This is a genomic window from Chroococcidiopsis thermalis PCC 7203 (assembly GCF_000317125.1).
Classification (GTDB): domain Bacteria; phylum Cyanobacteriota; class Cyanobacteriia; order Cyanobacteriales; family Chroococcidiopsidaceae; genus Chroococcidiopsis; species Chroococcidiopsis thermalis.
In genome coordinates this window covers 37,415-55,468 of sequence record NC_019699.1, presented here as the reverse complement: position 1 = coordinate 55,468, position 18,054 = coordinate 37,415, and the positions used below count along the sequence as shown (strand labels likewise).

At 46.2% G+C, this 18,054-nt stretch carries 13 protein-coding genes and 1 pseudogene; 10 read left to right on the top strand and 4 right to left on the bottom strand.

Translation table 11 applies throughout. The annotated features are described in order from the left end of the window. Nucleotides 1-46 precede the first annotated feature (46 nt). Complete coding sequence (locus tag CHRO_RS30970) at nt 47-1,123, top strand: IS630 family transposase (protein ID WP_015162949.1); 1,077 nt, start codon at nt 47-49, stop codon at nt 1,121-1,123. Next, nucleotides 1,095-1,763: a DUF5602 domain-containing protein gene (locus tag CHRO_RS27780; RefSeq protein ID WP_015162948.1), complete on the top strand. Its 669-nt coding sequence runs from the start codon at nt 1,095-1,097 to the stop codon at nt 1,761-1,763. The genes CHRO_RS30970 and CHRO_RS27780 overlap by 29 nt, the downstream gene beginning before the upstream one ends. Nucleotides 1,764-1,901: 138 nt before the next feature. Here CHRO_RS27780 and fldA read toward each other — a convergent pair whose 3' ends face one another. After that, the gene (fldA, locus tag CHRO_RS27775) at nt 1,902-2,414 is read right to left on the bottom strand and encodes a flavodoxin FldA (protein ID WP_015162947.1); all 513 of its coding nucleotides are present in this window, start codon (nt 2,412-2,414) and stop codon (nt 1,902-1,904) included. 448 nt (nt 2,415-2,862) lie between these two features. Between fldA and gorA the strand changes: the two genes are divergently transcribed. The 3 genes from gorA to CHRO_RS27760 all read left to right on the top strand — a co-directional run bounded on the left by gorA (nt 2,863) and on the right by CHRO_RS27760 (nt 6,604). Beyond that, complete coding sequence (gene gorA / locus CHRO_RS27770; protein ID WP_015162945.1) at nt 2,863-4,206, top strand: glutathione-disulfide reductase; 1,344 nt, start codon at nt 2,863-2,865, stop codon at nt 4,204-4,206. A gap of 79 nt (nt 4,207-4,285) precedes the next feature. Beyond that, on the top strand, nt 4,286-5,236 hold the full coding sequence (locus tag CHRO_RS27765; RefSeq protein ID WP_015162944.1) for a DUF4396 domain-containing protein: 951 nt from the start codon (nt 4,286-4,288) through the stop codon (nt 5,234-5,236). Nucleotides 5,237-5,272: 36 nt separating this feature from the next. Next, nucleotides 5,273-6,604, top strand: coding sequence for a multicopper oxidase family protein (locus CHRO_RS27760; protein WP_015162943.1), 1,332 nt, complete (start codon nt 5,273-5,275; stop codon nt 6,602-6,604). A 115-nt stretch (nt 6,605-6,719) separates the two neighbouring features. On the opposite strand, the gene CHRO_RS27755 is transcribed toward CHRO_RS27760, so the two are convergent. Then, entirely contained in the window at nt 6,720-8,636 is a 1,917-nt protein-coding gene (locus CHRO_RS27755) for a heavy metal translocating P-type ATPase (RefSeq protein ID WP_015162942.1), read from the bottom strand. 86 nt (nt 8,637-8,722) lie between these two features. Here CHRO_RS27755 and CHRO_RS27750 point away from each other — a divergent pair, with 86 nt between their 5' ends. The 3 genes and pseudogenes from CHRO_RS27750 to CHRO_RS35115 all read left to right on the top strand — a co-directional run. Next, entirely contained in the window at nt 8,723-9,835 is a 1,113-nt protein-coding gene (locus CHRO_RS27750; protein ID WP_015162941.1) for a precorrin-8X methylmutase, read from the top strand. Nucleotides 9,836-10,114: 279 nt separating this feature from the next. Then, a complete protein-coding gene (locus CHRO_RS27745; protein WP_015162940.1) occupies nt 10,115-10,894 on the top strand; it encodes a glycoside hydrolase family 24 protein in 780 nt (259 codons plus the stop codon). 32 nt (nt 10,895-10,926) lie between these two features. Next, a pseudogene (locus CHRO_RS35115) lies at nt 10,927-11,122 on the top strand (IS6 family transposase); the annotation flags it as partial. A gap of 428 nt (nt 11,123-11,550) precedes the next feature. Here CHRO_RS35115 and CHRO_RS27735 read toward each other — a convergent pair. Both CHRO_RS27735 and CHRO_RS30965 read right to left on the bottom strand, forming a co-directional pair. After that, entirely contained in the window at nt 11,551-13,653 is a 2,103-nt protein-coding gene (locus CHRO_RS27735; protein ID WP_015162939.1) for a heavy metal translocating P-type ATPase, read from the bottom strand. A 197-nt stretch (nt 13,654-13,850) separates the two neighbouring features. Continuing rightward, nucleotides 13,851-14,447 carry a DUF305 domain-containing protein gene (locus CHRO_RS30965; RefSeq protein WP_245570595.1) on the bottom strand — a complete coding sequence of 199 codons (597 nt, stop codon included), beginning with the start codon at nt 14,445-14,447 and terminating at the stop codon, nt 13,851-13,853. A gap of 793 nt (nt 14,448-15,240) precedes the next feature. On the opposite strand from CHRO_RS30965, the gene CHRO_RS27725 reads away from it, so the two are divergent. Together CHRO_RS27725 and CHRO_RS27720 are read left to right on the top strand one after the other, a co-directional pair. Next, complete coding sequence (locus tag CHRO_RS27725; protein WP_015162937.1) at nt 15,241-15,993, top strand: DUF305 domain-containing protein; 753 nt, start codon at nt 15,241-15,243, stop codon at nt 15,991-15,993. Between the two features lie 265 nt (nt 15,994-16,258). Further along, the gene (locus CHRO_RS27720; protein WP_015162936.1) at nt 16,259-18,028 is read left to right on the top strand and encodes an efflux RND transporter periplasmic adaptor subunit; all 1,770 of its coding nucleotides are present in this window, start codon (nt 16,259-16,261) and stop codon (nt 18,026-18,028) included. Nucleotides 18,029-18,054: the final 26 nt, after the last annotated feature.

The following is an 18,054-nucleotide window of genomic DNA, read 5'->3' as shown; positions in this document are numbered from 1 at the left end:
TAGGCTACAAATAGAAGGAGGAGTGACGTAGGAGTAGCAGACAATCATGGCACGTCCCTTGAAGTTAGAGATTGCTGAGAGTGAAGACGAACTCAAAGCCTTATTGAGACGACAAAAAACGGCTCAAGGCAAAGAACGAGTGCAAGCGATTTATCTGCTCAAACTCGGACGAGTTAAGAGTGTGAGTGAATTAGCAATTGTCTTGGGACGGAACCGAGTCACAGTGCAGGAATGGCTAGCTGCCTATCGACATGGTGGTATGAAAGGCTTACTCACGCGCCGACGGCAACCAGGACGGCAAGGGACGATTCCCTCATGGGCAGTCAAAGCGCTACAAAAACGCCTGGCTGACCCCAAAGGATTTCGCAGTTATGGGGCGGTGCAGCAATGGTTGTCCGACAGCTTGGGTGTAGATGTCTCCTATATGGCGGTTTATCGATTAGTACATGGCAAGTTGAGAGCCAAGTTGAAAGTAGGCAAACGACAAAGCACTGAACAAGACCCTGAACGATTGCAGCAATTCAAATCCGAGCTGGCAGGTAACTTAAATTTATTAAAACAGGTTTTTGCTGTGCCACACAGCAGCCAGCCGCGCCGGATTCGGTACTGGTGTCAAGATGAAACCCGTTGGAGCCTAACTACCATTTGTCGTCGGTTGCTCAGTGCGGTTGGAGTCAAACCGATAGGCAATATGCAATGGGTATGTGAGGGGTTTTGGCTGTATGGAGTGGTCGAACCGCTTTGTGGCGAACAGTTTTTCTACGAGTTTTCACATTTGGACAGCGTATGTTTTCAACAGTTCCTGCATTTGTTCGCCCAACAGTATCCGGATGAGTTTCATATTTGGCATCTTGACCGCGCATCAGCACACATAGCCAAACGGATTCAACCACCTGCGAATGTCTTATTGTTGTTTCAACCGAGTTATTGTCCAGAACTCAATCCAATTGAACGTTTGTGGCAGCATCTCAAGGATTCACTTAGTTGGCAGTTGTTTGCCGATGTGCCAGCCTTAAGAACCACAGTGCGGCAACGCTTAACACAATTGACTCAGGAAGTAGTCAAATCCTTAACTGGTTGGGATTATATTTTAGATGCGCTTTTTGTCGCCGGAATTTCATAAAACGGTAGCTAAGAAAAATCCCTCCACAATTGACGTTACTTTTACTAAGGAAGCACTGTCGAATCTACCAGCAACACCCCGCGAATACGAGCTTTCGCTACCGCCAGAAGCTTCTGCTTCAGCATTTCGCTATGTTGTCATCACATGGAATCCGCAAGGGCATCAACCGCTTGACATATACAATCCTCCTCATTTTGACTTTCACTTCTACTCGCTGGGTGCTGAGGAACGAAAGAAAATCACGGCAAATGGGGACGATTTGATAAAGGTATACAAGGCACCCTTAAAGAAATCACTCCCAACAGATTACATTCCAGAGCCTACCAATGCTGCTCTTGGAGAAGGAAGGCATTGGGTTGACAGCAAATCGTCAGAATTTCGGGGCTTACCCTTCACTAAGACGTTCATTTACGGAACATACAATGGAGAAATAGTCTTTGGAGAACCAATGCTGACCAAATCTTGGTTAGAAACACAACCGAATTTTACCGAAGCTATAAAACTTCCAGAAGCATATTCTAAGAGTGCCTACTATCCCACTTCATATAGCGTTAAATACGATCGAACGCAGCAAGCATATACCGTGTCTCTCGATCGATTGATGTTTCGCCCTTCAAAATCTTTTGAGGACAAGATTTAAGCGGTCGTCCACAGAAGACGAGCGCAGCTCTTTTTGGTAGAAAAGCATAAGCTTCAAGACAAGCAAAAAGGCTGAAGTTTACATCTTCAATGATGAAATACTTTTTACTTGAGTTGGCGATGAAGCTGATATTACTTTCTAAAATCCAAATTCTTGCTTCAGCTGAGCGACCCAAGTTTTGATGCGCTCGTCTGTTAAATCTGATTGATTATCTTCATCTAATGCCAGACCGACAAATTTCCCATCGCATAAGGCTTTAGAATCAGTAAATTCGTAACCATCTGTAGACCAATAGCCGACTGTTTCGCCACCTCGTTCGACAATTTTTTCTTCTAACATACCCATAGCATCTTGGAAAGTATCGGGATAGCCTACTTGGTCGCCTTCGCCAAAATAAGCCACCTTCTTACCTGTGAAGTCGATGTTGTCAAGCTCGTCATAGAAGTCTTCCCAGTCACTTTGCAGCTCGCCAACATTCCAAGTAGGGCAACCAACAATGATATAACTATAATTATTAAAATCATTTGGTTCAGCCTTGGAAACATCATTTAAGTCAACAACGCTATCTCCACCAAACTCTTTTTGAATTGTTTCTGCCGCAGTTTGCGTGTTGCTGGTTTGAGTTCCGTAAAACAAACCTATCTTTGCCATTATTCTTCCTCCCTTCTAGTTGGTTAGAACTATTTGTACCGTAATCCGCAAACACAATTGTAAATCTCTCTTCATTGTTTACGTACTTGATAAATAAATACTTCCTCCATAAGAGGGAGTAGATTTTAAAATGAATTGCGAGGAAAAAGACAAGCAAGATACTTCTATTGTTTCAAACCTTTATGCAGAACTAGCTGGCGCTATTGCAATGAAATTCAAAACGTTTATTTTCTACTTTAAAAAATTATGTATGTGCATTTCATCGCTTTCTTACACGGGTATGTTTTCTATCTTTCGATAGATAAAGATTTCATGCTAATTTCATCCTGATATGCCTAGCTATTTTGAAGTCTCACTTATTAGGAATTTCATACTCATTTCATTTCTTAGTGAAAAAATTAAGTATAGAAGAACCTATCGCTGGTAGAAACTTGCCAGTAAGATTGTTATGGGCTTTGATTACGACCTATTTATAATTGGTGCAGGTCCTGGAGGCATTGCGGCTGCTAGACGTGCTGCTGAATACGGTGCCCGCGTAGCAATTTCAGAACGCGATCGAGTAGGTGGCACTTGTGTTGTTCATGGCTGTATTCCTGAGAAACTAATGGTCTATGCTGCTAGTTTCTCCCATGTTTTTGAAGATGCTGACGAATATGGATGGGGCAAAGTTCATCGCCGCGTCAATTGGGATCGATTTATGGCGGCTAAAGACCGAGCGATCGAGCATTTGAGTCAGTTGCATATTCAGCATCTTCAAGAAGCAGGAGTTGAACTGATTTACGGAAATACCAAGTTTTTAGATGCTAGTACTTTGGATATTGAAGGACGCAAAGTTACTGCTGACAAAATTTTGATTGCCGTAGGCGGGGAAGCTGTTAAGCCGAACGTACCAGGAATCGAATATGCTATTACATCGCGGCAGATGTTTGAACTCAAGCAGCAACCAGAGCATATAGCCATTATCGGCAGCGACCAAATCGCCGTGAAGTGTGCTGGGAGTATGAATGGTTTAATTTCAAAAGTCACTTTAGTCATACCTGAAGACCGCATTCTACCAGGTCGAGATGAAACTCTTCGTACTACCGTTCAAGAAAGCATGACAAAGAACGGTATTCAAATTTTTTGCAATACAAAAGTCAAAAAAATTGAACGAGTACGAGATAGTTTACGTTTGAGTTTGTCAGGAGACGATCGAGACACTATAACTGTAGATACCGTTCTTTGTGTTATGGGTCGCGTCCCTAATTTAAGCGGTCTCGATCTGGAGAAGGCAGGCGTTGCAGTCAATCGAGGAGCGATCGCTGTAGACGAGTACAGCTATACCAACAAAGCAAATATCTATGCAGTCGGAGATTGTACGAACCGTCCCCACTGGACTCCAGTTGCTATTGCTTCCGGTCGCGCTTTTGCCGATACCGTCTTTGGCAAACAACCTCGTACTGTAAGTTTTGAGTGCATTCCCTCAGCAGTTTCTTCTCAACCCGAAGCTGCTACTGTAGGTTTGACTGAAGTGGAGGCACGGGAAAAATTTGGGGAAGCTGTATGCTGCTATTCTCAAAGATTTCAACCCCTTTTCGACAGTATTGCCGAACCGGAACAGAAAACTCTAATCAAATTAGTGGTAGAGCGCAACACAGATCGAGTGTTGGGCGCTCACATGGTAGGTGAGTATGCTGCCGAGATTATTCAATGTCTTGGACTTGCCATTCGCACGGGTGCGACCAAGAAAGACTTTGATGCCACAATTGGCATTCATCCCTCGGCTGCGGAAGAGTTTTTCACCCTACGCTAATTGTTACTACTGCGTGAACTACGTTCAGCTAGAACTCATCAGATGTAGAAAATCCGATCCAGCTAATTTAAAGGTAAATATGCGTTTTAAACCAGTTTTATGGATAGTGACGTTTGCACTAACTCTGGGACTAGTACTCTTAACGCCCCAGTTGGGAATAAGTCAAAATTTACCTAACACTCAAGAGAGCGATCGCAATTCCATTGCCCAAAACTCTCCTTCATCTCAGCCTGTAACAAACTCAAAAATGCCTGGGATGAATATGTCTGGCGCGAATGAGGCGACTCTTAAAAGCCCTGCATTAATTGATTTCGTTCTCATCGTTTGGTTCAGCCTGACAGCTCTTTCAGTAGTCTACGTAGCTTGGGATGCATTCACCAGTAATCCTGAGTTAACAGTAATGAAGTGGGGATGGCTGTTGGTGACTCTCTACACGGGTGCGATTGGTGCGGCGCTGTACGTTCTGTCCTGTCAGGAACCAGAACCGATGCAGCATGAAGAGTTTGTCAAACCTCTGTGGAAACAAACCTTGGGTTCGACGATTCACTGTTTGGCAGGTGACGCAACGGGAATCATTGTCGCTGCGGCAATTACAATGACGCTCGGACTCCCGATGTGGCTCGATGTTATCTCCGAGTATGTTTTCGGCTTTGCCTTTGGGCTGTTTGTGTTTCAATCTCTATTTATGAGAGATATGCTAGGCGGCTCGTACCTCAAAGCCGTTCGGCGTTCTTTCATACCGGAATGGCTCTCCATGAATGCGGTGATGGCAGGCATGATTCCAGTGATGGTGATTTTGATGAGCCGCGACATGACCGCAATGGAGGCAACCTCGATCCGTTTTTGGGGTGTCATGTCTCTTGCAACTCTAGTGGGATTTGTCGTTGCTTTTCCAGTCAATATGTGGCTTGTAGCAGTGGGTTTAAAACATGGCATGGGTACTGTGAGGGTATTGGGTAGAGGCGGTCATAGTTTGGCTGCTGAGACAGAACGGATTGCCGCAACCAAGGAGCGAAGTACCTGCACCTAATACTTCTACACATCAAGTTATGAAAGGAATGTAAGTATGAAAACCCACAAAAATCGGGATATGAATTCGTCTGCTGCTAATTCGCACGCAGGTATGACGATGAAATCTAAAGCGACGCGATCGCAACTTTTGGCTGTAACGCTATTGACATTAATAGCACTAGTATTTGGCATTCTGATCGCCGCACTCTACGGTAACTTTACAATGAGTGCTAGGAATATGCAGCAAGGATCGATGCCTCAAATGGATATGGGCAACCAATCTGCGTCTGGGATGAACGCGGGCGAGCGGTCTATACCTGGGATGGATATGGGTAGTCAGAAATCTCCAGCACCAGTGTCATCGCTAGCACCTACACCTATGAGTAGCGTTACTCAGATGAATGGTCTAGTCATGCCACCTGGAACGATCATGACTGCCGATACGAGCATGGAAGCAATGAAAGACATGGCAGCAGTAGATCTGACAAAGATAGCCTACACTGCTCCTGTTGATACACGGGGCGATCGAACTCTAACGCCCAAACTAGAGAACGGTGTGAAGGTCTTTAACCTCGACGTTTCTTTAATCAAGTGGAATATTCTGCCGGATGTTCAAGTAGCTGCTTATGCCTTCAACCGTCAAATTCCAGGACCGCGTATTCGGGTAACTGAGGGCGATCGCGTGCGAATTGAAGTTAAAAATAATTTGCCCGAACCAACTACAGTTCACTGGCATGGCATGATTCTACCCAACAATATGGACGGTCCAGCCGATATTACCCAAAAGCCAATTGCACCAGGCGCGAGCTATACCTACGAGTTCGCTGTCAAGCAAGCAGGCACGTATTTTTACCACTCGCACAAGGATATAGACCGCCAGCAAACACTAGGAATGTACGGTGCGTTGATTGTCGATCCCAAGAATAAACCCAAAACTCTCGCTTACGACCGAGAGGTTGTAGTTCAAATTCAGGAGTGGACTGTCAAGCAAGGCTATACCTTTCCAGCCATGCCAATGGAAGGATTGCTACCGAACTTTTTCACAATCAACGGCAAAGCCTATCCCGAAACGGAAACCATCAATGCTAAGGTGGGCGAGAAAATCCGTTTCCGCTTTATTGGTTCAAATAACGCTTTCATCCATCCCATGCATATTCATGGTGGTCCATTCAAGATTGTCGAGGCAGACGGAAATCCCGTACCTGTTGCTGCCCAAATTGAAAAAGACACTATTAATGTAGCTCCAGGCGAGCGCTACGATGTAATTTGGACGGCACGCAACAAAGGTAAGTGGTTGCTGCATTGTCACATCGCTCATCATGCGACAAATGACAACGTTGAGGTAAAAGGTGCAGGGGGATTAACGATGCTTGTCAACGTGACCTGAACTAGGAAAGCCAAACTCATGCTGAGTTAGTCACAGTCGCCCAAGATAGATAAAATAGCTGAACTCATTCGGCTTCTGACAAGGCGATTGTATTGAGATTGCAACTACAATAACGTTAATTTTTTAGCAATCTTAAACCACTGAGAGTGACAAGCACGGTAGAACCCTCGTGTCCAATCACGCCGAGTGGCAGGGTAATGTGACTGATAAAGTTTGCAGTCAATAACAGCACGATGAAACTGAGAGCGAACGCAATGTTTTGCTTTACAACACGCTCAGAGCGGCGACCCAAACGAATTGCAGTCACTAGCCGTTCTAGACGGTCTGCCATCAAAACGATATCGGCAGTATCCAGCGCCACATCACTGCCTGCGGTTCCCATAGCAATTCCAACCGAGGCTTGAGCCAGCGCCGGAGCATCGTTGATCCCATCTCCAACCATTGCCACTGTTTGATATCGTCGTTGTAGCGATCGCACCACGTCCACTTTATGTTCGGGAAGAAGTTCGGAGTACACTTGGTCGATACCAATTTCTCTAGCGATACTGCGGGCAGTGCGCTCGTTGTCCCCCGTCAGCATCACAATTTCCTGAATCCCCAATTGTTTTAATCGAGCGATCGCGTTTTTTGCCTCTGGACGAACCGTATCTGCCACCGCGATCGCTCCTAGAGGTTCCCCCGCATAGGCAACCCAGACTACCGTTTTTCCTGCCTCTTCCAACTGCTGCGCCGATGCAATCAGCCAGTCTGACCAGCCGTTCACCCGCTCTCGGACAAAAGCTGCCTTGCCAACCAGTGCCTGTTTTTGACCGATTTCCCCCGTAATTCCCTGCCCTGCATGAGCTTGAACGTTCGTCGCTTGCTTCCATTCCACTCGTTGCTGTCGAGCATACTGGAAAATTGACTCGCCGATCGGATGTTCGGACAAGCTCTCCAGCGCCGCCGCCACTTGTAGCAATTGAGTTTCAGCCTTTGGCATCGCTATGACTTCAACTACTTGGGGTTTACCCATCGTTAGCGTTCCAGTTTTGTCAAAGGCGATCGCTCGAACTCGCCCAATTAGTTCTAACTGAGCGCCATTCTTAAACAAAATCCCCTGTCTTGCCCCATTTGCAATCCCCGATAGCAATGTTGGCATAATCGCTGCCATCAGCGCACAGGGAGAGGCAACGACTAGAAAAATCAAGGCGCGATAGATAGTTGTTTCCCAACTCCAGCCCCAGAAAAAGGGCGGTAAAATAGCCAGCAGAATGCCTGCAATTACAATCGCCTTGGCGTAACCCCGCTCAAACCGTTCGATAAACTGCTGAGATGGAGGTGTTTCGGTCTGTGCCTGCTCGACGAGGCGAATCACTCGCTGAATTAAGCTACTTTCGGGTGGCTGGTGAATCTTCAGTTTTAGAACGCCGTTGCCGTTAATCGTCCCAGCAAAGACTTCATCGCCTACCGTTTTCTCAACAGGCATCGATTCTCCAGTAATCGGAGCCTGGTTGAGAGTACTAAAGCCTTCAACGATCGCACCATCGGTTGGAACTAGTTCTCCAGGTTTGACCAACACTTCATCACCGATTTGAAGTTGGGCGATCGCCACCGACTGCTCTCGTCCATTTCGCAGCACTCGTGCAACATCCGAAGTCAAATTCATCAGGCTGCGGATACTCCTCTCGGTTCGCTGCATTGCATAGCCTTCTAACGCACCACTAATTGAGAAAATCAGAATTAAGATCGCTCCATCTACAATCAGGTTGTACTCCTGCCGCCATAATCCCAGACCTGCCGCTCCTAAAGCTGCCACAATCATTAATAGATCTACATCGAGTTCTTTTTCTTGAAAAAGAGTGGTTAAGCCTTCACGAGCGCTTTCATAGCCCCCAATGACATAGGCAGCAGGAAGAATCAACAGTGCCAGTCCCAGCCAATCGGATTGCAGCGCCAGCCATCCCAGTAGGACAAGGACACCGCAGAGCATGGCGGCGATCACCTCTGGATGCTGCTTGAGGAAAGCAGGACGAGGAATTGTCAGTGAGGACATAGGGCAATTGGGAGAAATTAAATCGCTCTTCTACCTTAAACTTTGACATTAATGGCAATGTCAAGGTTTTCATCTAGACTAGAGACATGAAAAGGCAGGATTTAACGATTAAACAACTGACAGAAGCGGTGGGGAATGGCATTACGCCTCGAATGGTGCGGCACTACCACACCTTGGGGCTGTTGCCCCAACCTCAACGTTCAGCCAGCAACTATCGCCTTTATACTCAACGTGACGTGCAGCAACTGCGGCAGGTGGTGGCGTTAAAGCAGCAGGGTTTTCAGCTCTCCCACATTCAGCAACTACTCAAAAGCGATTTAGAAACCGAAGTCGATTCAACGGCGATCGCGCAACTACAACAGCAATACCACACCATCATCCAGCAGTTAGCTCGTCTGCGACAGACCGCCGCCGCACTCGAAGGAGTCTTGGGACGCGATCGCGAATGTCAAACGATCCAGGCAGAAGCCCTTGCCCAATTGAGATTATTGGAAGTTGAAACCCAAAGTGGGGTTGGAGAGTTGGAAAAACTTTGGCATCGCCTAGATGCAGAAACTACTGCCCATCCAGAAGCCTTCCAGGAATCTTTACAGCGTTTGCTACCCAATTTGAGCGACCGTTCCGAGATTGAAGTTGATTTGCTCTCTAAGCTCGTACTCGCGTGTGGCGATGTCAGTTTAGTGCAGTTTGTCAGGCAAAGCCGAGATGCGATCGCTGCGGCTCGCGATGCTCTCAAAACAGGGTGTCAAGTCGTAGGCGATGTTACACCAGTAGTTGCTGCCCTCGACCGAACGCGCTTGGCGCATCTGAAATGTCCGGTTGAAACTCTAATTGCTGACTCACACATCATCAGCGCAGTAGAGGCGGAGCAAGCCTTCTGGAACGACGAACAATGGCAAGAGCGCTTGCAGAAGCTCGCGAATGGCTGTGTCTTGGCGATCGGGTACGCTCCTTCGGTTTTAATGTCTGTCTGCGAATCGATCGAACAAGGTCAGCTTCAACCTGCACTTGTCGTTGCGATGCCGATTGGCTTTAGTCACGCGCCTGCTGCCAAACGACGGTTGATCCGCTCCGGCGTTCCCTACATCACAATCGAGGGAACGTTAGGCGGTGGATTGTTAGCAGCAGTGGCAGTGAATGCGCTTGTGGAATCTACGATCGAGAAACCAGACTGTCATTGCTACTTGTCATCATTGTGAGGTGAGATAGATCGATCGCCTATCTATCAGTCCCCCTTGGTCAATTCTAAAAACCTGGAGCATGTCGATCGGAATGTAGCAGGCTTATTCTTCGTTATCCCAGCGATAAAATTCAGCCAATGCTATTAAAGAATGATTTGCTTTTCCTTGTCAATCAGAAGTTTCAATCTAAACAACCGCAATGGAAGTAATATTGCTACTTTAATTGTGCGAAACTAAGATCCGCTCAACGTTTGGCTCTATAGTTATATTTCGCTACCATCGTTAGCAATACTCTTAGTGACGATCTCTTTGAGTACAATTTATCAGTGCCGTTTCACAATTTTACTGGTGCAAGTGGTGCTAAAACACTCTTCAAAAAAAGCTAAACTCTTTCCTAGTAATAACTCCAAAAAGTTTAAGTGGCAGGCGATAATTGTTGGAATATTAACTCTAGCTTCGCTCATTCTTCTTTGGCAGGTATTTTGGCAACGCAAAATCTCTATTAATAATGGTGAATATATCCCACCAGCCTTGGCAATGACAGGAGGAAACCCTTACATTCGAGCGTTGATGCGGACTATTTCGGCAAGTGAAGCTCAAGATTCTAACCCTTATACTCTACTTTATGGTGGCGAACACTTCTGGGATCTCAACCGCCATCCAAACCGATGTATCACAATTATTTCTGGTCCGCATCAGGGTGAGTGTACGACAGCAGCAGGTCGCTATCAACTTCTGACTTCTACATGGCAGAAGAAAGTTCGGCAGTACCATCCCAAGCACTTGAAAGGAAATACAATTTCTTACAGTTTTGAGCCGGAATTACAAGATCGGGTAGTATATGTATGGCTGAGCGATCGCCATGCTTGGGGAAACGATATTGCCGCCCTTCTCAAGCAAGGAAAACTGGAGCAGGTTTTACAACTTTTGTCCGGTACTTGGACGAGTCTCGGCTACGGTATAGAAAATAATTCAATCACGCCCAGATTAACGTGGATTTATCAGAAAATACTTGCTGAAGAATTGGCTCAAGTAAATTCAGCTTCTATACGGAAAAAGCCAGATATTCGGCACTAAGAAACTATTTGCTTGCCTCAAATGAAAAATAGGATCGTCGCTTCATCAAGCGATTAACACAACTGGGAATGGGATTTGATTCGTTCAACACAGCTTCGGCGTTCTTTGAGAGGATTTGAGGCAATGAACGTGATTCGTAAAGGTCAGGTTCAAGGCTTAAAAAAAGGTGATGTGCGAGCATCAATAGAGATAGAGTTAGTATCTCAACATCTTGGAATTGCACAATAATTGAAAAGGATTTTCTGTCCTCAAATCGTTTTTGCGACACAACCCTATCGAAAGCAGTTGGCATTGTACTATTGCTTCTGGCACTGCTCGATATTTATTTCACTGTTCTATCTACCCGTAGTGGCAACAGCTTGACGGTCGAATGCACTCGGACGCTCGGTTGAATTCCGCTATGTCCCATGACCTTTGGGAATCTACGTCTAGAAGGTAGACTCTACAATGCTATTAACCTAGCAATCATCTTATTCTCTGAGTCGAATGGCACTAAGATAAGCTCAAGAACTTGACATGCAAAGGTTTTACAGTTTTCCTACTTGAGGTAGTCAAAACAGCGCCATCACAATTGGGGAAGCTAAGAATTTCCGACTATTGGTGCTCTAAGCTATCCTGTTGCCTCAGCTCTTACCCGGTAAGGTTTCCACCTTAACTTAGTGCCATTCTTCTCTGAGTCTAAGCCGACGTAATAACATGGCATTAATCGAAACAACAACAGTCGAAACGCTCATGAAGATAGCACCCACCGCTGGAGATAACAAAATTCCGAAGGAATAAGCGACCCCTGCGGCTAAAGGAATGCCAATGACGTTGTAACCCGTTGCCCAAAATAGATTTTGCAGCATTTTATTGTAGGTCGCTTTTGCCAACTTCAATGCATAGGTGGCATCGAGGGGACTACTATTAATTAATACCAAATCTGCGGACTCGATCGCGACATTGGTTCCAGCCCCGATCGCGAGTCCTAAATCTGCCTCGGTGAGAGCAGGCGCATCATTAATCCCATCTCCCACAAACGCAGTCGGTTTTTCGGCTTTGAGTCTGCGGATAATTGAGGCTTTATCTTGCGGTAGCACGCGGGCATAGTAGCGATCGATGTTTAAATCCTCCGCAACGGTCTTGGCAACCGCTTCTGCATCGCCCGTAATCATCACCACCTGCACACCCATTTCCTGCAATCTCGCGACAGCTTCTCTTGCAGGTTCCCGCACTCGATCGGCTAATCCAAAAACAGCTAGCACTTGCTGCTCGTCCATGAGGACGATCGCGCTTTCTCCCCGCGACTCACTTTGCTCTAATCCCGCTTGTAAGGCTGCTGGGAATGCTAGCTTCAAATCGCGCACCCATTCAGGTCTACCGACTCGATAACGTTGGTTGTTTACCGTGCCTTCCACACCGCTACCAGGAATTGCTTGAAAATCTTCGCCTTTTGTAAATTGAATCTGGCGACGATCTGCTTCCTGCACGATCGCTTGAGCCAGAGGATGTTCGGAGAGCGATTCTAGCGTTGCCGCGATTCCTAACGCTTTGAGTTCATCAATTTTATCAGTATAAATTCGTTGAACCCCAAATTGTCCTTCCGTTAATGTTCCAGTTTTATCGAATGCAATTGTTTGAATGTTTCTTGCTCGCTCAAACGCTTCTCGACTGCGAACCAAAATTCCATGTTTCGCCGACATCGCTGTTGCATTGACAATCACGAGGGGAATCGCTAAGCCTAATGCGTGCGGACAAGCAATCACTAATACTGTTACAGCGCGATTAATCGCAAAAGTACTATCGGGACCAAATGCCAGCCAAACAATAAAGGTCAGCGTTGCAACTGCAATCGCGATTAGCGTCAACCAATACGCTAATCGATCCGCTAATGCTTGATAGCGGCTTTTAGAGCTTTGCGCTTCCTCAACCAGGCGCACGATCTGACTAAGAGTAGTTTGTTCGCCTGTTCGAGTGACTTTCACGGTCAACGCGCCATCTCCATTTACGGCTCCGGCAACCACTTCATCGTTGACTTGCTTGGTAACTGGGCGGGATTCGCCTGTGAGAAAAGCTTCATTTACACTCGAAGCACCTTCTGTGACTTCGCCATCGATCGGAATTTGTTCGCCAGGACGAACTAGAATTAAGTCATTGTGTTGTAGCGTATCGACCTGAACATCCTCAACTCGTCCATTGACCAAACGATGTGCCACGCTAGGCACGAGTTCTGCTAAATTCTCTAAGGCTCGACTTGCTCCCTGAACCGATGCCATCTCGATCCAGTGCCCTAGCAGCATGATGTCAACAAGTGTTACCAATTCCCAATAAAATGGTTCGCCTCTCAGTCCAAATGAAACAGCAAGACTGTAAATAAAGGCAACAGTGATAGCGAGCGCAATCAGCGTCATCATGCCAATCTTGCTGTGAAATTCACGCCATGCCCCTCGCAGAAAAACCCAACCGCCATAAAAGTAGATGACTGTGCTGAGAATCGGGGCAACCCACTCCGAACCAGGAAACGCGATCGCGCGATACCCGAACCACATCTGAAACATGGGCGCGTAGTACAGCACGGGCAAACTTAGCACTAGGCAGATGAAGAATCGTCGCTGAAAGATTTCTGGGCTATGACCTGCGTGCCGATCGTGGTGGGAATGTTGCTGTCGAGCTTCATGCAAATCCTGACGGGCATCAGCAAGCTGCCTCTGATGTTCGTCATGTCCAATGTATTCTTGCTGGGGTTGCTGATGCCCGTGTTGCTCGTGATGGCGTTGCATAAGTCGTCTCTTTATATATAAGAGTGCAGAAAAATGTAGATAGTTCAAGACTCTTAAAACAATGTATAAGAATCATCCATCTCAAGTTGTACGAGGAAAGCCAGATATTCGGCACTAAAAAACGATTTGCTTGCCTGAAATGAAAAATAGTGATGGACGGATGTTGAATGCTGCCACCACTACATTATCTCTAGTCTCTAACGAGATGCACCAGGAGCAAGCAGTGATGGCTCAGGCTCCATTGACGATGAACCCGCTCCAGTAGCACCATTGTATTGAATGCCATAATTCTTCGAGAGCATACTTCGCAACTGCGTAATCTCGTTTGCTTGTTGAATAACGACATTCGAGGCAAGTTCTATGAATTCATTATGATAGGCGCGATCGATAATTTCTCCAGCAAACTCAATTGCACCCCAGTGGTGCGTGGTTAATGTCTTCATAAACTCAATCTCGAACTCGCTACCACTCAGCGACTCCAACTGTTTCACGACATCTCTACCAAAATTGTTTGCAGTCGGTTGATAGTTAATTCCATACCAATTACTCAGCCAAGACCGCATCTGTTGGATTTCTTGTTGCTGAGCTTCAATTACCTGCTCGCAAAGCGATTTTAATTCATTACGCGATGCTTTCTCTACGCATACTTGCGCCATCTGAACTGCAAAGTTATGACCGTCGATTAGATCTCTGAGCAGGCGAATTTCTACTATTGTGAGTCTATTTCTTGGTGCGGGTGCGTCTGCCTTAGCTGGCATCTTGGCAGCAACAAGCGTACCAAAAGTAAGTGTCATAGCTACCAGCAAATGCGTGGTAAACTTAGCAGCCCAGTTTTGTTGTATGTTACTATTTAAAAGCATAACAGTGATGATTCAAGTAAGTAATTGGAATTGCACGAGCATCCGCCTCTCCGCTCGAACTCAAACGCAGTCAAGGACGCAACAATTGAAAGCAACTTTTTCATAGGATTGGCAATGTGTTAAAGCGAAATCTATGAAGATAGCTTTTTGGAACGGTAAATGAGTACCGTCTATTAAGTTTTCAGGCAATACACAAAACAATCTGTTCGCCTTAAAGCAAGTACAGAATACCTACTCTAACTGCAACCTTTCGGTTGATTGTAATTTGTTAAACTCATAGCTCCAGAGCAAGTTCAGCATAGAACGTGTAGGATGCTAATTCATCGTTCTTAGGTGATAGGGACAATTTCTTCCTATTGAAAGACAAGCATTTCATCTTAATTTCATTGCCTTATGCAGTCTTTGCTATGAAGAATAAAAAAGTAGCCTTTAATACTCAAGATGGTATGACTTGCTTTTCTCAGCAACGCGGGCATTGACATTACTTTGTCGAACTAGAGGTGCGATCGCGATTGACAGGTGAAAAATTTCATCCAAATTTCATCCTGCTTTGCAATACTTAATACTTAGGGCAAGGCAACTCGATTGCCCTGTCGAGCGAAACCTTTGTCTGGCGTTAGCAGTCAGTTACGCTGGCAAACATAACTGTTGACTCTCCAGCCAACTGGAGATTCTACACTGAGAAAGGAAATTCTTAAGCAATAGATTTATGAGTACAAAGTCGTTTATGCAACCTAATTCTGCGAACACTAAGTTTTTGGCGTTAACTCTGGCTGCGATCGCCTCAATGACAAGTGGTTTACTCGCTACTGGCTCTAGTGTCTCGGCAAAAGACAGTAAAACTTCAAACACCAATCCTCATGCCAAGCAGAACATGCAGCATGGCGGCAATATGATGCAGCATGGCAATACTAATGCTTCTGGTGATATGCAGAACATGCAGCATGGCGGCGGTATGATGGGCAACGGTATGTCAATGGATTTAGGTCCAGCCGATGCTAACTACGATCTGCGGTTCATTGATGCGATGAGAATGCACCATCAAGGTGCAATCCAGATGGCAAAAGAAGCACAGCAGAAATCGAAGCGTCCTGAGATTAAAAAACTAGCGAGTAGCATTATTGCCGATCAAAATCGTGAAATCAACCAGTTGCAACAGTGGCGACAAGCCTGGTATCCCAAAGCAGGAGATAAACCGATGGCTTATGACACTAAGATGGGACGCATGATGCAAATGTCTTCTAACCAGATGCAGGGCATGATGATGATGGGCGATCTAGGGGCAGCTGATTCTAAGTTTGACCTGCGCTTCATGAATGCGATGATTCCTCACCATGAAGGTGCGGTGACAATGGCTCAAGACGCGCTGAAAAAATCAAAGCGACCGGAGATCAAGCAATTGGCAAAAGATATTATCGCTGCACAACAAAAAGAGATCGCCCAAATGAAGCAATGGCGCAAAGCTTGGTATAACCAGTAGATCGGTAATGCAGTGTAGCTTTTGAAGCTCTACACTGCATTGTCAACTCAGAAATTTTGTGGCGATCGCGCTGAAGGTGAAACAGACTATCATCATTTGGCTAATTGTGGATAGCTATTTCATCTTGATTTCATCTGCATAGGAGAAACTAGATACTTAGTAGTGCAGTTGTAGCACTGTGCTAGCTTCAGGCAAAAAGTAAAAACCTGCTTCGATGCCAACACGGTAAACTTTGCTTCTACGGTACACAAGGACATTTCTAGTGATGCTCAAACCATACCGTCCCCGATCGTCTGCACCGCTTCGCCGCATCTCTGGGGCGATCGTCAGTCTCGCAATCCTGATGGCTCCCGTAACTGTGTTAGCTCATGGCGGACACGGAGACGAATTTCAAGGAGGAGGAAGCGAGGCAACTCAAACAACTGACTCGATTCAAATTGATGCCGAAACTGCCAAGCGACTGGGAATCAAAGTAGAACCAGTTAGCCGACAGCGATTAGCAGTAGGGCTAAAAACGACCGGACAAATTGAAACTCTGCCCAACAAGCAAGTAGAAGTCACGACACCGATTTCGGGAGCTAAAGTAGCCCAGTTGTTAGTGCAGCCTGGTGCTTCCGTGCAAGTAGGTCAACCCGTTGCCGTTATCTCTACTCCCGATTTAGTAGAACTGCGCGTAACTTCCCAGGAAAAGCGAGCGGAGGCACAAGCAGATTTGCAAAAAGCGCAAGCAGACCTGAGACTAGCGCAACAAAACTATCAGCGTTTCTCGCAAATTGCCGCAGCAGAAATTGCCCAAGCACAAAGCCAAGTAGACTTTGCCCAAGAAAAGTCTGACAAAGACCGAGTTTTATTGACTAAAGGTGCAATTCCCCGTCGCCAAGCCCTAGAATCCGAAACTCAACTAGCAGAAGCTAATGCTGAACTTACCACAGCTAATAGCCGCCGAGACGTAATCGCAGCCGAAGCCGATCTCAAACGCGCTCAGTCATCCGTGCAAGTGGCTCAGTCCCGCCTCAACCTCAGCGATGCTGCATATCAGACTCGACTGCAACAACTTGGTGCAAAAGCCAATGCTCTGGGACAGGTAACAGTTACGGCTCCCATCTCTGGTAGAGTTGCCGATCGCGAAGTCACTATCGGTCAATCTTTCCAAGACGCAGGTGGCAAGCTGATGACAATTGTGAACGATAGTCGGGTTTATGCTACAGCTAACATTTATGAAAAAGATTTAGATAAAGTTAAAAAGGGTCAGTCAGTCAAAGTCACGGTTGCTTCCATGCCTAATCGCACTTTCACCGGACGCATTGCCGTAATTGGCTCGGTGGTGGAAGGTGAAACGCGGGTAGTACCTGTCAAAGCCGAGATCGATAATTCTAGCGGAGTTCTGAAGCCAGGAATGTTTGCCCAACTAGAAGTGCTAACGGATCGGACATCGACCGCACTCTTGGCAATTCCCAGCTCGGCTGTGGTGGAAGCTAATGGTAAGCAATTGGTTTACATCCAAAATGGTAATGCTTATCAAGCAACTGAAGTCACTTTAGGTCAAACATCTGGAGACACGATCGAAGTGAAAAGCGGCTTATTTGAGGGAGATGCGGTCGTTACCCAACGTGCGCCCCAACTTTACGCACAGTCTTTACGGGGAGGTGGAAAAGAAGCTCCAGCAGCAGACGGAGAAGCCGAAGCACCTCAAGCAAGTAACCCAGAAAAAAGCCCTGCCTCTACAACAGCAGGAGCGCAATTTCCTTGGTGGTTGGCAGGAGCAGCAGGAGGATTAGCAATTGGTACTGCTGCTTTCGCAGCAGGTGCTATTTGGTCTGGTCGTCGCACTAAATCTCAGCTCGTGCCAGCATCTACAGGACTGACTTACGAAGCAGATGAGTATCCTACCAATGGTAATGGTTCTATTAGATCGACCTACCATACCTCCAAACCAACCGAGCGAGTAGAATCTGTTTCTAGTGACGAATCATCCTCGATGAACGACAACCATCATCCAAGGAGCCAGCAGTCGGAAGTTACTGACCGAAAGTAAAACGATTCAACCATTTATACTGAAAA